Origin of the sequence: Gordonia sp. KTR9, assembly GCF_000143885.2 — a bacterium.
Lineage (GTDB): Bacteria > Actinomycetota > Actinomycetes > Mycobacteriales > Mycobacteriaceae > Gordonia.
Genome location: NC_018581.1, coordinates 1,683,804 through 1,699,439, shown reverse-complemented (window position 1 = coordinate 1,699,439; position 15,636 = coordinate 1,683,804). Strand labels below are relative to the sequence as shown.

General features: G+C 68.2%; 16 protein-coding genes. 4 read left to right on the top strand and 12 right to left on the bottom strand.

Annotated features, from left to right (window positions below; genetic code table 11):
• Window positions 1–43: 43 nt before the first annotated feature.
• Both KTR9_RS08540 and KTR9_RS08535 read right to left on the bottom strand, forming a co-directional pair.
• Window positions 44–1,222: an LLM class flavin-dependent oxidoreductase gene (locus KTR9_RS08540; RefSeq protein WP_014926049.1), complete on the bottom strand. Its 1,179-nt coding sequence runs from the start codon at window positions 1,220–1,222 to the stop codon at window positions 44–46.
• 193 nt (window positions 1,223–1,415) lie between these two features.
• Window positions 1,416–2,078, bottom strand: a complete 663-nt coding sequence (locus KTR9_RS08535; RefSeq protein WP_014926048.1) for a TetR family transcriptional regulator — start codon at window positions 2,076–2,078, stop codon at window positions 1,416–1,418.
• Window positions 2,079–2,238: 160 nt separating this feature from the next.
• On the opposite strand from KTR9_RS08535, the gene KTR9_RS08530 reads away from it, so the two are divergent.
• From KTR9_RS08530 to KTR9_RS08515, 4 genes are all read left to right on the top strand, one after another.
• Window positions 2,239–3,360 carry a ferredoxin reductase gene (locus tag KTR9_RS08530; RefSeq protein ID WP_014926047.1) on the top strand — a complete coding sequence of 374 codons (1,122 nt, stop codon included), beginning with the start codon at window positions 2,239–2,241 and terminating at the stop codon, window positions 3,358–3,360.
• A gap of 67 nt (window positions 3,361–3,427) precedes the next feature.
• Complete coding sequence (locus KTR9_RS08525) at window positions 3,428–4,639, top strand: fatty acid desaturase family protein (protein ID WP_014926046.1); 1,212 nt, start codon at window positions 3,428–3,430, stop codon at window positions 4,637–4,639.
• Between the two features lie 104 nt (window positions 4,640–4,743).
• On the top strand, window positions 4,744–5,232 hold the full coding sequence (locus KTR9_RS08520; RefSeq protein WP_044507776.1) for a hypothetical protein: 489 nt from the start codon (window positions 4,744–4,746) through the stop codon (window positions 5,230–5,232).
• A gap of 115 nt (window positions 5,233–5,347) precedes the next feature.
• Window positions 5,348–5,845, top strand: coding sequence for a DUF4395 domain-containing protein (locus tag KTR9_RS08515; RefSeq protein ID WP_014926044.1), 498 nt, complete (start codon window positions 5,348–5,350; stop codon window positions 5,843–5,845).
• Window positions 5,846–5,926: 81 nt separating this feature from the next.
• On the opposite strand, the gene KTR9_RS27715 is transcribed toward KTR9_RS08515, so the two are convergent.
• The 10 genes from KTR9_RS27715 to stf0 form a co-directional block, all read right to left on the bottom strand.
• Window positions 5,927–6,103 carry a hypothetical protein gene (locus KTR9_RS27715; RefSeq protein ID WP_010841742.1) on the bottom strand — a complete coding sequence of 59 codons (177 nt, stop codon included), beginning with the start codon at window positions 6,101–6,103 and terminating at the stop codon, window positions 5,927–5,929.
• 30 nt (window positions 6,104–6,133) lie between these two features.
• The gene (locus KTR9_RS08510) at window positions 6,134–7,081 is read right to left on the bottom strand and encodes a Ppx/GppA phosphatase family protein (protein WP_014926042.1); all 948 of its coding nucleotides are present in this window, start codon (window positions 7,079–7,081) and stop codon (window positions 6,134–6,136) included.
• Complete coding sequence (locus KTR9_RS08505) at window positions 7,078–7,623, bottom strand: DUF501 domain-containing protein (protein WP_014926041.1); 546 nt, start codon at window positions 7,621–7,623, stop codon at window positions 7,078–7,080. The genes KTR9_RS08510 and KTR9_RS08505 overlap by 4 nt, the downstream gene beginning before the upstream one ends.
• 10 nt (window positions 7,624–7,633) lie before the next feature.
• Window positions 7,634–8,314 carry a septum formation initiator family protein gene (locus KTR9_RS08500; protein WP_044506289.1) on the bottom strand — a complete coding sequence of 227 codons (681 nt, stop codon included), beginning with the start codon at window positions 8,312–8,314 and terminating at the stop codon, window positions 7,634–7,636.
• A gap of 12 nt (window positions 8,315–8,326) precedes the next feature.
• On the bottom strand, window positions 8,327–9,610 hold the full coding sequence (gene eno, locus KTR9_RS08495; protein ID WP_010841738.1) for a phosphopyruvate hydratase: 1,284 nt from the start codon (window positions 9,608–9,610) through the stop codon (window positions 8,327–8,329).
• A gap of 185 nt (window positions 9,611–9,795) precedes the next feature.
• A complete protein-coding gene (locus tag KTR9_RS08490) occupies window positions 9,796–10,584 on the bottom strand; it encodes a lytic transglycosylase domain-containing protein (RefSeq protein WP_014926039.1) in 789 nt (262 codons plus the stop codon).
• A gap of 268 nt (window positions 10,585–10,852) precedes the next feature.
• Window positions 10,853–11,785 carry an SUMF1/EgtB/PvdO family nonheme iron enzyme gene (locus KTR9_RS08485; RefSeq protein ID WP_083888945.1) on the bottom strand — a complete coding sequence of 311 codons (933 nt, stop codon included), beginning with the start codon at window positions 11,783–11,785 and terminating at the stop codon, window positions 10,853–10,855.
• Complete coding sequence (gene cysC / locus KTR9_RS08480; RefSeq protein WP_014926037.1) at window positions 11,782–13,719, bottom strand: adenylyl-sulfate kinase; 1,938 nt, start codon at window positions 13,717–13,719, stop codon at window positions 11,782–11,784. Before cysC ends, KTR9_RS08485 begins: the two co-directional genes overlap by 4 nt.
• Window positions 13,719–14,705 (bottom strand): sulfate adenylyltransferase subunit CysD, encoded by a 987-nt coding sequence (gene cysD, locus KTR9_RS08475; RefSeq protein ID WP_014926036.1) that lies wholly within the window; start codon window positions 14,703–14,705, stop codon window positions 13,719–13,721. Before cysD ends, cysC begins: the two co-directional genes overlap by 1 nt.
• Window positions 14,702–15,511, bottom strand: a complete 810-nt coding sequence (gene stf0, locus KTR9_RS08470) for a trehalose 2-sulfotransferase (protein WP_014926035.1) — start codon at window positions 15,509–15,511, stop codon at window positions 14,702–14,704. Before stf0 ends, cysD begins: the two co-directional genes overlap by 4 nt.
• Between the last annotated feature and the right edge of the window lie 125 nt (window positions 15,512–15,636).

The following is a 15,636-nucleotide window of genomic DNA, read 5'->3' as shown; positions in this document are numbered from 1 at the left end:
GCGAGGTGTCGGTGACGTGACTAGGGACGAAAAGGTTTGTCGTTCAGGACGATGCGGCCTGCAGGCGCGGCAGGAACGCGGTGCGCACGGCCTCGGACGGGCCGGCCGAGGCCGGGTCGAGCAGCCCGAGCCGGGCGAGAGCGGGCCGGACACCTTCGCCGAAGTGGTAGGCCTCCTCGAGATGCGGGTAGCCCGACAGGATGAAGTGATCGAGCCCGAGCGCGGCGTACTCGCCGATGAGTGCGGCCACCTCGTCGTACGAACCGACCAGAGCGGTACCGGCGCCGCCTCGGACCAGTCCGACCCCGGCCCACACGCCGGGGTGGATCTCCAGCGAGCGCGGATCGTCGTCGTCGGCGAAACCGGCTCCCCGGCCGTGCAGTTCGGACATGCGTCGCTGCCCCTCGGACTCCGAACGCGCCAGATTCTGTTGGGCGGCGGCGACCTGTGCGGGGTCGAGCGCGCCGAGCAGACGAGCCGCCTCGGCCCAGGCCTGTTCGGACGTCTCGCGTGCGATCACGTGGAATCGGATGCCGTGCGAGAGTTCCCGCCCCTGCGCGGCGGCGAGGCCGTTGACCCAGGCGATCTTCTCGGCGACCGCCTCCGGACGCTCACCCCAGGTGAGGTAGGTGTCGGCGTGCTTGGCAGCGACATCACCGGCGGCCGGCGACGATCCCCCGAAGAAGATCTCGGGAGTCGGGTCGGGGCGTCGTCCGAGCTGCGCGCCTTCGACGCGCAGATACTTGCCCACGACGTCGACGGGTTCTTCCTCGGTCCAGAGCCGGCGGATGATCTCGAGGTATTCGTCGCAGCGCTCGTACCGCGCGTTCTTCGCCAGGAAGTCACCGAAGGCGCGCTGCTCACTCGACTCGCCGCCGGTCACCACGTTGACCAGCAGGCGGCCCTGCGAATGCCATTGGAACGTGGCGGCCATCTGCGCCGCCAGCGTCGGCGAGATGAGTCCGGGACGGAACGCCACCAGGAACTTGAGGCTCTCGGTGGCGTCGATCAACGCCGCCGTGGTCAGCCACGCGTCCTCACACCAGAGACCGGCCGGCGTCAGGACGGCCTCGAAGCCGTTGGCCTCGGCGGCGCCGGCGAGCTGCTTGAGGTACCTCAGATCGGCCGGGCGGTCCCCTGTCATCTGGCTGCCGTGTCCGCCGGCGATCAGGTTGCGCGAGTCGCCGTAGGTGGGCAGGAACCAGTGGAAATGCAGAGACACCGCGAGGGCACCTTTCGGTCGGGGCAGCATGACGCGAGCACGACACCGCCACCAGGACTGCCGGCGGTGTCTCGGCCCAGTGTCGGGCACCATCACGACGACGGACCACAGTTGAAATCGCCCTGAGGGCAACTCGACAACCGCCGGTCCCGAGAGCTACGAGGCCGGTGCGCCGCTGGTCAGACCCCGCAGCTCACTCCGACGACGGGCGCCACTGGCCCATACCGAGGAACACCATCACCAGCTGGCGCTCGGTCCGCTCGACGATCTCCTGTTCGGCGCCACGACCGCGGTACTCACCGTCGAGCAGATCGGCCACCGCGGTGAGCATGATGGTCACGATCAGTTCGGCCGCGAGTTCGAGGTCGTCGGGCTGCCACCGCGCCAGGTCGGGCAGGCGGGCGAGATCGATCGCGAGTTCTTTGGAGAACAACCGGAGTTCGGTGTCGATGGCACGACGGATCTCGGCGATACCGCCGTGCTGTTCACGCACCAGGAACCGGAACTGCGATTCGTTCTCGCGAACGTGTCGCAGCAAGATGGCCAGCGAGTTCTGCGCGGTCGGGAGGGCCTCGCGCGCCGCCAGGTCGCGTCGCCCGTCGCGCAGCGCCCTGCGCAGGACGCGCATCGAGTCCTCGACGACGGTGACCCCGAGATCCTCCATCGACGCGAAGTGGCGATAGAAGGCGGTCGGCACGATTCCGGCACCGCGGGCGACCTCGCGGAGGCTGATGCTGCCGAAGCTGCGCTCACCGACAAGTGACCGCGTGGTGTCCAGCAGCGCCTGGCGCGTCTGGTTCTTGCGGTCCGCACGCGTCTGCGCGTCGCGCCGTCCCGACTCTCGCGTGCGTGTCACGCACCCGAGTCTATGCGTCGCGTCGATCGCCGACCCGAACCGGCCGAGAGGTGTCGTGATGGCAGTCACATGACCGAGCACTTGACGACCACCCGTGGCCCCGTGACACACTTATCGGTGTACACATGTACACCGAAATACATCGAACGGAGCCCAGCCCATGAGCATCCGCACACCCCAGGAGCTGACCCGCTCCGACTCCGGCGCCGCACCTGGCCGATGGAGCCGTCTGGTCGGTTCGATCGTCGAGGCAGCGCTGTCGCCGCATCCGGTCGACCGCTACCTCGAACTGCTCGACCCGATGATCACCTGGCGCGACCTGCGGGGCGAGATCACCCGTGTCGAGCGTCCGACGTCGCGCACCGTACGTCTCACCATCCGCCCGACACGGCAGTGGCAAGGCCACGAAGCCGGCCAGTTCGTGCAGCTCAAGGTCGTCATCGACGGCGTCCGACATACCCGCTGTTTCTCGCCGGCCAATGCGGCCGCGGGTCCGGACGGCGAGATCGAACTGACGATCACCGCCCACGACGACGGTTTCGTGTCCACCCACCTGCGCGAGCACGCCCGCGCCGGGGACGTCGTCGGCCTGTCCGCCGCGAGCGGCGACTTCCTGCTCCCGGAGACCGATCCGACATCGGCGGTCTTCGTCAGCGGCGGCAGTGGGATTACACCTGTACTCTCGATGGCCAGAACACTCGTCTCCCGACAGTACGCCGGACCGATCACGTTCGTGCACTACGCGCGCACCCCGTCCGACGTCGCCTACCGGGACGCACTGCAGGAGCTGGCAGCAGCCCATCCCCGGTTCGACCTCCGCCTGCACCACACCCGTGACGAGGCCGACGGACACTTCACCGCGGGGCACCTCGACGGGATCCCCGGACTGTCCGACGCGGACGTGTTCGTCTGCGGCCCGGCCGCACTGATGGACGAGGTCGCACGAGCTCACGCCGACCTCGCCATCACGCAACCGCTGCACAGTGAGGCGTTCGCCCCGGTCGTTCCGAAGGTCGACCCGGACTCCGTCGAGGGCGAGATCACGTTCTCCTCGTCGGGGGCGGCGGCGACCAACGACGGCCGTCCCATCCTCGACCAGGCCGAGGCCGCCGGACTCACGCCCGACTCCGGGTGCCGGATGGGCATCTGCTTCTCCTGCACCGCGACGAAGAAGTCGGGTTGCACCCGCAACGTACTGACCGGCGAGATCGACGACGAGTCCGACACCCAGATCCAGTTGTGCATCAACGCCCCGGTCGGTTCCGTCGACATCGACATCTGACGTCCGCGAGCCGGCATCGACATCCACTTTTCCCAGCCACATCTCCTCTCCGACAGGAGGCACTGCAATGACCATCGACATCAGCCGTGACATCGAGACCACGATCCCCGACGAGCTGCCCGCGCTGCGGGAGGCCACCGTCCACGACGCCGCGCAGGACCCCAACACCGTCATCCTGTCCTACGAGCAGGTCGAGTCGCTGGGACGCGACCTCGACGAACTCCGTGCCCGCGTCGTCGCCGACCTCGGCCAGAAGGACCGCGATTACCTCTACTCGGTGATCCGTGCCCAGCGCGGCTTCGAGATCGGCGGTCGCGCGCTCATGTATCTCGGGTTCTTTCCGCCGGCGTGGATCGCCGCCGTGGGCGCCCTCTCGGTGTCGAAGATCCTCGACAACATGGAGATCGGCCACAACGTCATGCACGGCCAGTACGACTGGATGCGCGAGGACACCTACAACTCCCGCGAATTCGAGTGGGACACCGTGTGTCCGGCCGACCAGTGGAAGCACAGCCACAACTACCTGCACCACACGTTCACGAACATCCTCGGCGAGGACCGCGACATCGGCTACGGCATCCTCCGGATGGCTCGCGACCAGAAGTGGAATCCCTACTACCTGGGCAACCTCGGCTATGCGACGGCCCTCATGCTGCTGTTCGAGTGGGGCGTCATGCTCCATGACCTCGAGGCCGAGAACGTCATCCAGGGCAAGCGCAAGTGGAGCGACATCAAGGGACTCGTGAAGGGGATGTGGCGCAAGGCCGGTCGCCAGGTCCTGAAGGACTACGTCGTGTTCCCGGCGCTCACCGGGCCGCTGTTCGTCCCCACGCTGATCGGCAACGCCACCGCCAACCTGGTGCGCAACGTCTGGACGTACTCGATCATCTTCTGCGGCCACTTCCCCACCGGCGCTCAGACTTTCACGTCCGAGGAATGCCAGAACGAGACCCGCGGCCAGTGGTACCTGCGGCAGATGCTCGGGTCGGCGAACATCACCGGAAGTCCGTTGTTCCACATCATGAGCGGCAATCTGTCTCATCAGATCGAACACCACCTCTACCCGGACATCCCGGCGAGCCGCTACCCGGAGATGTCGGCCGAGGTACGCGAGATCTGTGAACGCTACGGCCTGCCGTACAACACCGGGTCGTTCAGTCATCAGCTCGCGTCCACGTGGAAGAAGATCGCCAAGCTCTCACTGCCCAACTGGATGACACGCGACGACGACGATCTGACCGTGATCGTCGAGCGCGAGAAGCCCGGTGCCGTCGCCTGACGAACAGTTCTGAGACGGTTTGATCGGTGTGCCCCGGGGTAGTCTCGGGGCACACCGATCCAGTCGTAAGTCCACAACCGACTCAAAAGGGGATGCCCGAGACGATGGTCGACAGCATCGAACGCAACAAGGATCTGTTCCAGGAATTGATCGAATCCACGGCCACTCACGTCGGCCGGATCGCGACGATCATCACCGGCGCCGTCGCGGGCGTGACCCGGGAGATCGGTGAGATCGTGACCGACGGGTTCGAGATGCGTGAGGCCGCCCGCAAGGCCAAGGCCGACGCGGGGTCGGCGGAGACCTTCGGCATCATCGATGCCGAGTTCGCGGACGCATCCACCGAGGTCGACGAAACAGATCCATTTGCCGAATCCGAACAGGCGAGAGAGGTGACCGGAGTGGACATGGACGAACTCCCCGACCGCATTGACGTCGGCGAACAGGCCGGGATCGACCAGGAGGGCGAGGTCTCCCGCGAGGCCGAACTCGCCTCCGACGGCGGCGAGACCGACAAGGACGTGCCGGACGCCGATGATCCGCGCACCATCGCGGCCTCGGAACCGCGAATGGACCCGACCGCAGGGTCCTGACGCCAGGGCCCTGACCGGCCCCATCGGATCACGCTGGGCACAATCGTTGCCTACGACGACAACCGCACGTAGGTTGGTCGCGGTTGTCCCTGCTCTCTCGGAGGTTGTCTGCCCGATGTCGGTGCGCTCTGTTCTCACGTTCCCGAACCCGGTCAACGACTACGCCGCGCGCGCCACCGCGGGACTCGTCGTCGCCCTCGCGATCGTCGCGGTCTCGGTGGACACCCCCGTGCTCTACGGGATCCTGGCCCTCGGCTTCGTCCTGCGTGTGGCATCGGGACCCACGCTGTCCCCGTTCGGGCAGCTCTCGGTGCGTTTCCTCGTGCCGAAGATCATCCGGAAAGAGAAGCTGGTACCCGGCCCGCCCAAGCGGTTCGCGCAGACCATCGGACTCGTTGTGAGCGGGACCGCGTTCGTACTCAGCCTGCTCGGCTTCGGGCTGGCCGCGCAGATCACCACAGGCGTGCTGATCGCGGCCGCGACCCTGGAGTCCGTCTTCGGTTTCTGCCTGGGGTGCACGATCTTCGGATTCCTGCAGCGCCGGGGCGTCATCCCGGAGTCGGTGTGCGAGGCGTGCAACAACATCTCGCTGCGCACCCCGGCCGCCGTCTAGCGCCGCCCATTCACGACCAACGGCCGTGCCCACCACCGCACGAGGTGGTGGGCACGGCCGTCAGTCGTGAAAGTGGTCGATTCAGCCGTCGGACTTCACCGAGCGGTCCGGAACCGTCATCGCCATCATCATGATCTCTGTCTCGCTGTAGTCGCGCCCGGGGTGTTCGGCCGCAAGGTGGGCCTGGACAGCCGGCACGAAGTCGGCCTCGAGGGCCGTGATGGACTCGCCGCAGGGGCACCGCAGGTTATATGCCATGTGTCGCATGGTAACCGGATCACCGGACCCTCAGTCGAGGATTCCCAACGCGATCCCGTCGAGAATGTCGTGTTCGCTCACGACCAGCCCGGTGATACCGGCCCGCTCGGACAGGACTCTCGCGAGTTCGAGGGTGACCACGGCTCCCCCGCCGATCACGTCGACGCGGCCGGGGTGCATCGGCCCCAGGGCCGCGCGGTCGGCACGTGTCATGCCGATCACGTTTCGACAGACCCGGTCGAGTTCGGGTAGCGAGATCGTCGACAGGTGAATCTTCTCGGAGTCGTATTCGGGCAGACCGGCACCGAGCGCGGCGAGGGTCGTCATCGTCCCGGCGACGCCGACCCAGGTGCGGGCCGACTCCACCGGCACCGCGGCGAACGCCTCGGCAAGGCGTGCGCGTGCGAACTCGGTCGCGGCGGCCAGTTCCGCCGGGGTCGGCGGGTCCGAGGGCAACGCCCGCTCGGTCAGACGGACACATCCGATGTCGGCCGAATACGCGGCGGTCACGCCGTCGGAATCTCCGAGGACCACCTCCGTCGATCCGCCGCCGAGGTCGGTGACCACGAAGGGCCCGTCCGCCGAATCCAATTCACCGACGGCGCCGCGGAACGACAGCCGCGCCTCCTCGTCGCCGGTGATGACCTCGGCGATCGCACCCTCGGACACGCAGCCGAGCAGATCGGCGGTCATGGCGAAGAACTCGTCGCGGTTGGACGCGTCGCGGGTGGCCGACGTCGCGACCATCCGAACCTTCTCGACGCCGAGCGACTCCATCGTGTCGACGTAGTCGCTCAGCGCGATCCGCGTCCGCTCGATGGATTCCGCGGCGAATCGTCCCGTCGCATCCACCCCGTAACCCAGTCGGACGACCCGCATCTCACGATGGAGGTCGATCAGACGCCCGTCGGGACCCGGCTTCGCCACGAGCAGCCGTATCGAGTTGGTGCCGCAGTCCACGGCTCCGACGACGGTCATCCGTCGTCCCCCGTGGGCTCGGCGGGCTCGGCCGGCTCGGGCCAATCCTGCGGAATCGCGCTGCCACGCAATCCGTTCGCGGCCGCGAGCGCCACCGCCTCGTCACCGAGCGGATTGAGTCCGGGCCCCTTCGCCAGCGAGTGCGCGATCAAGACGTGGAGGCACTTCACCCGGTCCGGCATTCCCCCGCCGGTGAAATCGGTGCCGAGCGGCTCGATCGCGTCGCGTTCGGCGAGATAGTCCTCGTGCGCGCGCCGGTAGGCGGCGGCGAGTTGTGCGTCGTCGTGCAGGCGCGCGGTCATCCCCTTCATCACGCCGGCCGACTCCTGACGACTGGCCTCGGCGGTCAGACGCGGATCGGTCAGGTAGTACAGGGTCGGGAACGGCGTGCCGTCGGGCAGCCGGGGCGCGGTCTTGACCACGGCGGGCTTGCCGTCGGGCGTGCGGTAGCTGATCTCGAGGACCCCGCGCGGTTCGCGCCCGAGCTGGGCGGCGACCGTGGCGAGATCCTCCGCGGAGACGTTGCTGTCGGCGGTGTTCACTCGACGGAACTCACTGCACGCCGGGTGGGGTCGACAAGGTGTCCCAGAGGTTTCCGTACCAGGGCGCGCGGGCACGCTCCTCGGCGCGTTCGGCGGCCTCACGCCGCGCCTCGTCGGCGGGGAACAACATCACGAGCGGGATCTCTCCTGGTTTGACGAATTGCAGACGCGTCCGCGCCTGGGCCTCGATGTAGGCGGGATCGTTCTGCTCGTTGACCTTCTGCTGATAGTCCGCGACCTCGCGCTGTAGCTGCTCGTTCGACGCGGTCAGCTGACGGAATTCCGACCGCTGACTGAAATACGTCCGCAGCGGCATCGCGAGGGTCAGCGCCACGACGCACACCACGACGACGGTGATGACGAGCGTCGCGAGACTTGCGGGAGTCATCTCGATTCCGCGTAACCGGGCACCGAGTCCGCCGCGGGCGGGGCGGCGGCGCCGGTTCCGCGGCGCGCGGTCGCGTCCGACCCGACCGGCATCGACATCGGTATCCGGTGCGTCGGCGGCAGCCGGGCCGGTCGCGTCGGTCGGCGGCTGCCCACCCACCTCGACCATGTCCTCGGGCGTCACCGGCTGGGCCGGACGAGCGTGCCGCCGCGTGCGACGGGCGCGTTCGCGTGAGCGCGCGTCTACCCGACGATCGCGCCCACGCTGACGCCCGTCACCGCGGTGACGTCGCTGCGAAGCCATGCAGACAGCTAATCACGAACCAAACGAGAATCGCGGGAAGGCGAGGTCGCCCGCGTACCGTGCCGCGTCGCCGAGTCCTTCCTCGATGCGCAGCAGCTGGTTGTACTTCGCGACGCGCTCCGAGCGGGCCGGGGCACCGGTCTTGATCTGCCCGCAGCTGCAGGCGACCGCGAGGTCGGCGATGGTGGTGTCCTCGGTCTCTCCCGACCGGTGGCTCATCATCGTCTTGTAGCCGTTGTTGTGCGCCAGCGCGACGGCGTCGAGGGTCTCGGTCAGGGTGCCGATCTGGTTCACCTTCACCAGCAGCGCGTTCGCGATGCCCTTGGAGATCCCCTCCTCGAGGCGCTCGGGGTTGGTCACGAACAGGTCGTCGCCGACGAGCTGCACCCGATCGCCGATCGACTCGGTCAGCTTGGCCCAGCCGTCCCAGTCGTCCTCGGCGAGTCCGTCCTCGATCGAGACGATCGGGAAATCGGTGATGAGCTTCTCGTAGAACGACACCATCTCGTCGGCGCCGAGCTCCTTGCCCTCGAGCTTGTACACACCGTTGGAGAAGAACTCGGTCGACGCGGCGTCGAGCGCGATGACGACGTCACGGCCGAAGTTGTAGCCGGCCTTGCCGACCGCCTCGCCGATGATCGCGATCGCGGCTTCGGTGTTGGGCAGGTCCGGGGCGAAACCACCCTCGTCGCCCAGCGCGGTGTTGAGGCCCTGCTTGTGCAGGACGGACTTCAGCGCGTGGTAGACCTCGGCGCCGCAGCGCAGTGCTTCCTTGAAGGTCGGCGCACCGACCGGGGCGATCATGAATTCCTGGAAGTCGATGCCGTTGTCGGCGTGCTCGCCACCGTTGATGATGTTCATCATCGGCACCGGCAGGATGTGGGCGTTGGGTCCGCCGATGTAGCGGAACAGCGGCAGCCCGGCCGATTCGGCGGCGCCCTTGGCGACCGCGAGGGAGACACCGAGCAGCGCGTTGGCGCCGATCCGGCTCTTGTCGGGGGTGCCGTCGCAGTCGAGCAGCGCCTGGTCGACGAGGCGCTGTTCCTCGGCCTCGATACCGATCACGGCCGGGGCCAGGTCCCCGAGGACACCTTCGACGGCCTTGGTGACGCCCTTGCCCAGGTACCGTTCGCCACCGTCGCGCAGCTCCACGGCTTCGTGCTCGCCGGTGGACGCACCGGACGGCACTGCGGCACGGGTGAAGGTGCCGTCGTCCAGGACGACCTCGACCTCGACCGTCGGGTTGCCCCGCGAATCGAGAATCTCACGCGCACCTACCTGCTCGATGATTGCCACGGTTGCACCCCAATCTCGGTGGACTACTTCGTCGGCGATATCCCAGGAGGCGAGTCCTCCGACGGGGCCGCCTGCGCCGACGACGGCCGGTTCTGGTGCCGGCCGATACGCAAGAGCCTAGTGGCTGCGCCGAAGCCGCACGTGACAAGGTCGGCGCAACCGGCACAGCTGTTCACCCGCGACGGTCAGAAGCGGACGTTGATCGAGTAGGCGTTGGCGTGGTCCCGCACGTCGAGGACGTAGGCCATCGAGTTGTTGTAGGTCCGGACGGCCTTCTCCCACCCCTCCGGATTCGTCATGTCGTTGCCGGAGGAGACACAGAGGTAGCGAGCCGCCGAGAGGGCGGCGTCGTCGATGTTGTCGGGGTCGGGCACGCCGTCGCCGCTGGCGTCGACTCCGTAGCGCTTCCACGTCTCGGGGATGAACTGGAACGGCCCCATCGCGCGGTCGTGGGTGGCATCACCGTCGAGGGCGCCGCCGTCGGTGTCGCGGATCTCCATGTTCCCGCGGGTGCCGTCGAGTTTGGCGCCGCGGATGGGTGGGCTGACGTCTCCGTTGTCGGCCACCTCCGATCCGCGGTACTGGCCGTGTTTGCTCTCGACGCCGGCGATCCCGGCCAGTGTCGTCCAGGCGATGCCGCACTCGGGATGTTGCTGGCGCTGGATCTCGGCGGCGTTGCCGTAGGCCTGCAGGGAGACGATCGGGATGCCGGTGGACTCCGAGATCGGCACCGCCCAGTCGTGCATCTTGTTCGCGGTACGTCCGGGCGCGTTGATGTCGATGTAGGGCTGCGGCACTCCCGCTCCCGGCGGGATGCCCTCCGGGATGTCCGGCCTGCTCAGCGACGGCAGGTCGATGCAGCCGGCGAGCAGGACCGACGACGCGATCGCCACGGTCGAGGCCACGAGGCCGTTCTTCCACGACTTCGGCCGCCTCGCTCGTCGACGCACCGCATCCCGGCCCTCCACACGCATGCCTGCCCTACTCCTGTCCCGGTCGGGGTGATTTCGCGGGCGGAACCGCCCGAGGGGACCACGATCGCACAACCGATCGGCTCTCGGCGAAAACCACACACAGTCTGCTGACTCAACTGACCGCGGTGGAGTTCGGTTCCCGGGCGCCGGGAGCGAAGCGAGCGGGCCCGATGTGTGCGGCGCCGGGAGCGAAGCGAGCGGGCCCGATGTGTGCGGCGCCGGGAGCGAAGCGAGCGGGCCTGTTGGTGCCGGGCGCCGGACCCCGCCGTCAGCCGACCGGTGGCCCCACGGTTCGGAACCCGATGTTGCTCGCGGTCGACTCCGGCGTGTTGTGTGATCGCGCGGCCACCCGGTAGCGATGGCAGTACGAGTCGTGGCAGAGGTGGCTGCCGCCGCGGAGGACGCGGGCGCTCCCCCGACCCGGCCCCGTCGGATCGGTGCGGTCGGACACGCGGTAGTACCGCGCGCTGAACGTGTCGGCGCACCATTCCCACACGTTGCCCGCGCATTGGTACAGACCGTGACCGTTGGGCTCGAACATCCGCACGGGCGTGGTGCCGACCCGGTCGGTCGGCTCGTTCGGGAAGTCGCCTCGGAAGATGTTGCACCGCGGATCGTCGGCGGTCGGCGGCTCGTCGCCCCACGGGAACCGCGCCCCGTGCAGTCCTCCCCGGGCCGCGTACTCCCACTGGGCCTCGGTCGGCAGGGCGCGTCCGGCCCACGCGCAGTAGGCCTGCGCGTCGCGGTGACTGACGTGGACGACGGGATGGTCCGCCAGGCCGTCGACGACGCTGCCCGGACCCGCGGGGCGACGCCACGACGCACCGTCGACGGCCAGCCACCACGGGGTGCCCGGTACGGGTTCGCCGGGCGCGGTCGCGTAGGTGTGGAAGACCGCGGAGCCGCCGAAGATCTCGGCGTCGGTCCGGTGACCGGTTGCCGCGACGAAGGATGCGAACGCGGCGTTGGTCACCGTGGTCGCATCGATCGAGAACGCGCTGAGCTCGACCTCGTGCACCGGCGTCTCACCGTCGGTGCGATACCCCTCGTCGAATGCATCGCCCATCGCGAAGACCCCGGCCGGGATGTCCACCGTCTCGACGAGGTGCGGCCCGGATCCGCCGCCGGCCGGCTCGCCCGCCGGCGGAGGCGACCCACCCGCGTCGTGGTGGGCGGGTCGGTGGGGATGACAACAACTCACCCCGCCATGATGCCGCGATCCATCAGGGCACCGAGGATGAGCGACGCCAGCCGGTCGATGTCCGCGCCGGTGGTGTCGAATCGCAGGTCGGGGTTCTCAGGACTCTCGTAGGGCGCGTCGATGCCGGTGAGCCCGCGCAGTTCGCCGCGGCGGGCGCGTTCGTAGAGTCCCTTGGGGTCGCGGCGCTCGCATTCGGTGACGGGCGTCGACACGTGGACCTCGATGAAGTCGAGGTCGGCGGCGCGATGGAGTTCGCGGGCGATCTCTCGGTCGGAGCGCAGTGGCGAGACCATCGACGCGATCGCGATGACCCCTGCGTCGGCGAAGAGCCGGGCGACGTGTCCGACACGGCGGATGTTCTCCGCACGGTCGCCGGCCGAGAAGCCGAGGTCGTCGGAGATCCCGTGCCGGATGTTGTCGCCGTCGAGGAGATAGGCGACGCGGCCACGGCTGACGATGGCTCGTTCGAGGGCGACGGCGACCGTGGACTTGCCCGACGCCGGCAGACCGGTGAGCCACACCGTCGCGCCGCGCTGTTCGGTGTGCGCCCAGCGCTCGGCTCGTGCCAGCGAACTCGGATGCCACTTGATGTCGTTGCGGGTTGCCTTGCCGGGGACGACTTCTCGCGGCTCGAGGATCGTCCCCGCGCCCACCGTGTCGTTGGACGCCTCGTCGATGAGGATGAACGCCCCGGTGTCCCGGTTGCTCGCGTAGGGATCCGCCGGCACCACCGACGACGTCCGCAGCGTGACGGTGCCGATGTCGTTGAGCGCGAGTTCGCCCGGCGCGACGTGCTCGATCAGGGTGTCCGGGTCGAGACGCCGCTCCAGGGACTGGACGGTGGCACGCACCGTGGCGGGGCCGTGTTTAAGCGCGACGCGGTCCCCGGCCCGCAGCGGAGAGTTCGACAGCCAGCACACGTGCGCGTCGATCTCCCGGGCGAGGACCGGCAGGTGCGCGCCCTGCGCACCGCTGACGATGATGTCGCCGCGTCCGATGTCGATGTCGTCGGTGATCTGGATTCCCACCGAGAGGGGGGCCACCGCAACGTCTCTCGACGGGTCGAGGGTGTCCAGCGCGGAAACGGTCGATCGACTGCCCGAGGGCAGCACGACGATCTCGTCACCGACGCGCAGGGTTCCGGAGGCGAGTCGGCCGGTGTACGTACGCCGGTCCGACCCGGCCCGATTCGACTCCCCAGGACGCGACACCCACTGGATCGGGAGGCGCAGTTCCTCGGTCACCGGCGCGGGCGCGTGCAGTTCGACGTCCTCGAGGTACTCCAGCAGGGTCGTGCCGGAGTACCACGGTGTGTTCGACGAGCGGTGCACGACGTTGTCACCGTGCTTGGCGGCCACCGGGATCGCCGGGATCTCCCCGATCCCGAGTTGCACGGCGAGTTCGGCGAGATCGGCGCGGATCTCGTCGAAACGATGCTCGGAGTAGTCGACGAGGTCGATCTTGTTGACTGCCGCGATCACGTGCGGCACGCCGACGAGTGTGGCGATCCGCGCGTGCCGCCGGGTCTGCCGCAGCAGACCGTGCCGGGCGTCGACGAGCAGGATGGCGACGTGCGCATTGGACGCCCCGGTGAACATGTTGCGGGTGTACCGCTCGTGGCCGGGAGTGTCGGCGAGGACGTAACTACGTGTGGGCGTGGAGAAGAAGCGGTAGGCCACGTCGATCGTGATGCCCTGTTCGCGTTCGGCGCGCAGGCCGTCGGAGAGGGCCGCGAGGTCGACGTCACCGTCACCGTCGGTGACCGCGGCGAGGTGATCGGTCGGCAGGCTGCCGGTGTCGTGCAGAATCCGGCCGATCAGCGTGGACTTCCCGTCGTCGACGCTGCCCGCGGTGGCGATGCGCAGGAATTGCCGTGCGGCCGTGCTGGTCTTGTCGTCACCGGGGACAACCGGCTGCGGAGAGGTGAGAGTCATCAGAAATACCCTTCGCGCTTGCGGTCTTCCATGGCGGCACTGGACGTGCGGTCGTCGGCACGGGTCTCGCCGCGCTCGGAGACGGTGGATTCGCTGATCTCCGCGATGATCTCGGAGATCGTGGTCGCCCTGGACCGGACGGCGCCGGTGATCGTCAGGTCGCCGACGGTGCGGTAGCGCACCCACTCGGTCCGCACCTCGTCGTCCTCGCGGGGCCGGGAATGCTCTGAGACCGAGAGCAGGATGCCGTCCCGGTCGAACACCTCCCGTTCGGCGGCGAAATAGATCGACGGGAGCTCGAGGTCCTCGAGCTCGATGTAGCGCCAGATGTCGGTCTCGGTCCAGTTCGAGAGCGGGAAGACGCGCACCGACTCCCCGCGACGGATCCGCCCGTTGTACAGCGACCACGGCTCGGGCCGCTGTGCGCGGGGATCCCACTGGCCGAACTCGTCGCGAAAGCTGAAGATGCGCTCTTTGGCGCGGGCACGCTCCTCGTCGCGGCGGGCACCGCCGAACGCGGCGTCGAACCCGCCCGCCTCGAGTGCGTCGAGCAGGGTGCGCGTCTGCAGCCGGTTCCGCGACCCCGACGGGTCGGTCGACTCGGCGATGCGTCCGGAATCGATGGACTCCTGGACCGAGGCGACGATGAGTTCGATGCCCTCGGGGTTCTCGGCGGTCGGCGCGACCCGACGGTCACGGAACTCGATCACCTCGTCGAAATTGTGTCCGGTGTCGACGTGCATGATCGGGAACGGCAGCGGTGCGGGCCGAAAAGCCTTCTCGGCCAGCCGGAGCAGGACGATGGAGTCCTTGCCGCCGGAGAACAGCAGCACCGGACGTTCCAGTTCGGCGACCACCTCGCGGATGATGTGCACCGCTTCGGCTTCCAGCACACGGATGGCGGTCACATGGTCGAAGCCACCGGGGTTGCCGGGCCCGTCCCGGCCGGTTGTCTGATCGAGCGAACTCTCGTCTACAGCGGTCACAGTGGATATCCGTTTCGTTCGGCGTCGTCTCGATAACGTCGGGCCCACTCCTTGGACCGCGAATTGGACTGAGGTTTCAGTGGCGGCGGGGGTGCCAGTTCCGGGTCCTGCCCGATCTTCTCCAGCACCCGCGCCGTCGCCTTCGCGGGATCGTGGACCAGGTCCCGGAACTCGATGTCGAGCGGTTCGATCCCCTCGGTGGCAAACCAGTTGCGCCACTGCCGTTCCTGGTCGATCAGGATGCCGGCGAGGTGCGCGATGCCACCTGCGTTATACACCGCGTCGTCGTGCTCGTCGGCGTCGGAGCCGTCATGACGCCACACGCGGGTCTGCACCGCGCGCCACATCGACACCGCCTGCGGCACAACGTCATCGCGATAGACGTGCACGTAGAGCGGGTCGGCTCCGTCGAACAGCCAGCGGACGGAATCGCGGAGCGCACCCGAGGCGATTCGGCTGCGCGAGACGAGCAGCGGCGTCTGGTTCCACATGAGCTTGCCACCCCACACACCGTTCGGGGTGCGTCCCGCGGCCCGGACGTCAGACCGCCAGGTCGACGAATCACGGGTGTCGACGACGCCCGGATCGACTGGATCGAGCAGATCGAGGATCGTGGGATCGGTGACGCCGGCGAACCACTCACGCGGCTGCGGCGCCTGGGAGGAGGCGGGAAAGTACTGGAAGAACTCCTCCGGACGACCCGCGACGCCGGTGGCGGCGAGCGATTCCACCAGCAGCGTGCTGCCACTGCGCTGGCTCGCGCACACCAGATAGTTTGCCGGTCCCGATGAGGACGTCACTGACATGAACGATGAGTCTAGCGAGCCGAAAAACCTCCGCAAGCTGGCCTTTTACGCGCACGGAGGTCGAAACCATTGACACTGCGACCGCGCTGTGCAGCACGCAGGCGCGCGGTGTCCGAGATGACGGT

What these genes read in the sequence shown, in the direction of transcription:
- KTR9_RS08530 (WP_014926047.1), top strand. Translation starts at nt 2,239, where the DNA reads ATGAGCATCCGCACACCCCAGGAGCTGACCCGCTCCGACTCCGGCGCC.
- KTR9_RS08525 (WP_014926046.1), top strand. Translation starts at nt 3,428, where the DNA reads ATGACCATCGACATCAGCCGTGACATCGAGACCACGATCCCCGACGAG.
- KTR9_RS08520 (WP_044507776.1), top strand. Translation starts at nt 4,744, where the DNA reads ATGGTCGACAGCATCGAACGCAACAAGGATCTGTTCCAGGAATTGATC.
- KTR9_RS08515 (WP_014926044.1), top strand. Translation starts at nt 5,348, where the DNA reads ATGTCGGTGCGCTCTGTTCTCACGTTCCCGAACCCGGTCAACGACTAC.
- KTR9_RS27715 (WP_010841742.1), bottom strand. Translation starts at nt 6,103, where the DNA reads ATGGCATATAACCTGCGGTGCCCCTGCGGCGAGTCCATCACGGCCCTC.
- KTR9_RS08510 (WP_014926042.1), bottom strand. Translation starts at nt 7,081, where the DNA reads ATGACCGTCGTCGGAGCCGTGGACTGCGGCACCAACTCGATACGGCTG.
- KTR9_RS08500 (WP_044506289.1), bottom strand. Translation starts at nt 8,314, where the DNA reads ATGGCTTCGCAGCGACGTCACCGCGGTGACGGGCGTCAGCGTGGGCGC.
- KTR9_RS08490 (WP_014926039.1), bottom strand. Translation starts at nt 10,584, where the DNA reads ATGCGTGTGGAGGGCCGGGATGCGGTGCGTCGACGAGCGAGGCGGCCG.
- cysC (WP_014926037.1), bottom strand. Translation starts at nt 13,719, where the DNA reads ATGACTCTCACCTCTCCGCAGCCGGTTGTCCCCGGTGACGACAAGACC.
- stf0 (WP_014926035.1), bottom strand. Translation starts at nt 15,511, where the DNA reads ATGTCAGTGACGTCCTCATCGGGACCGGCAAACTATCTGGTGTGCGCG.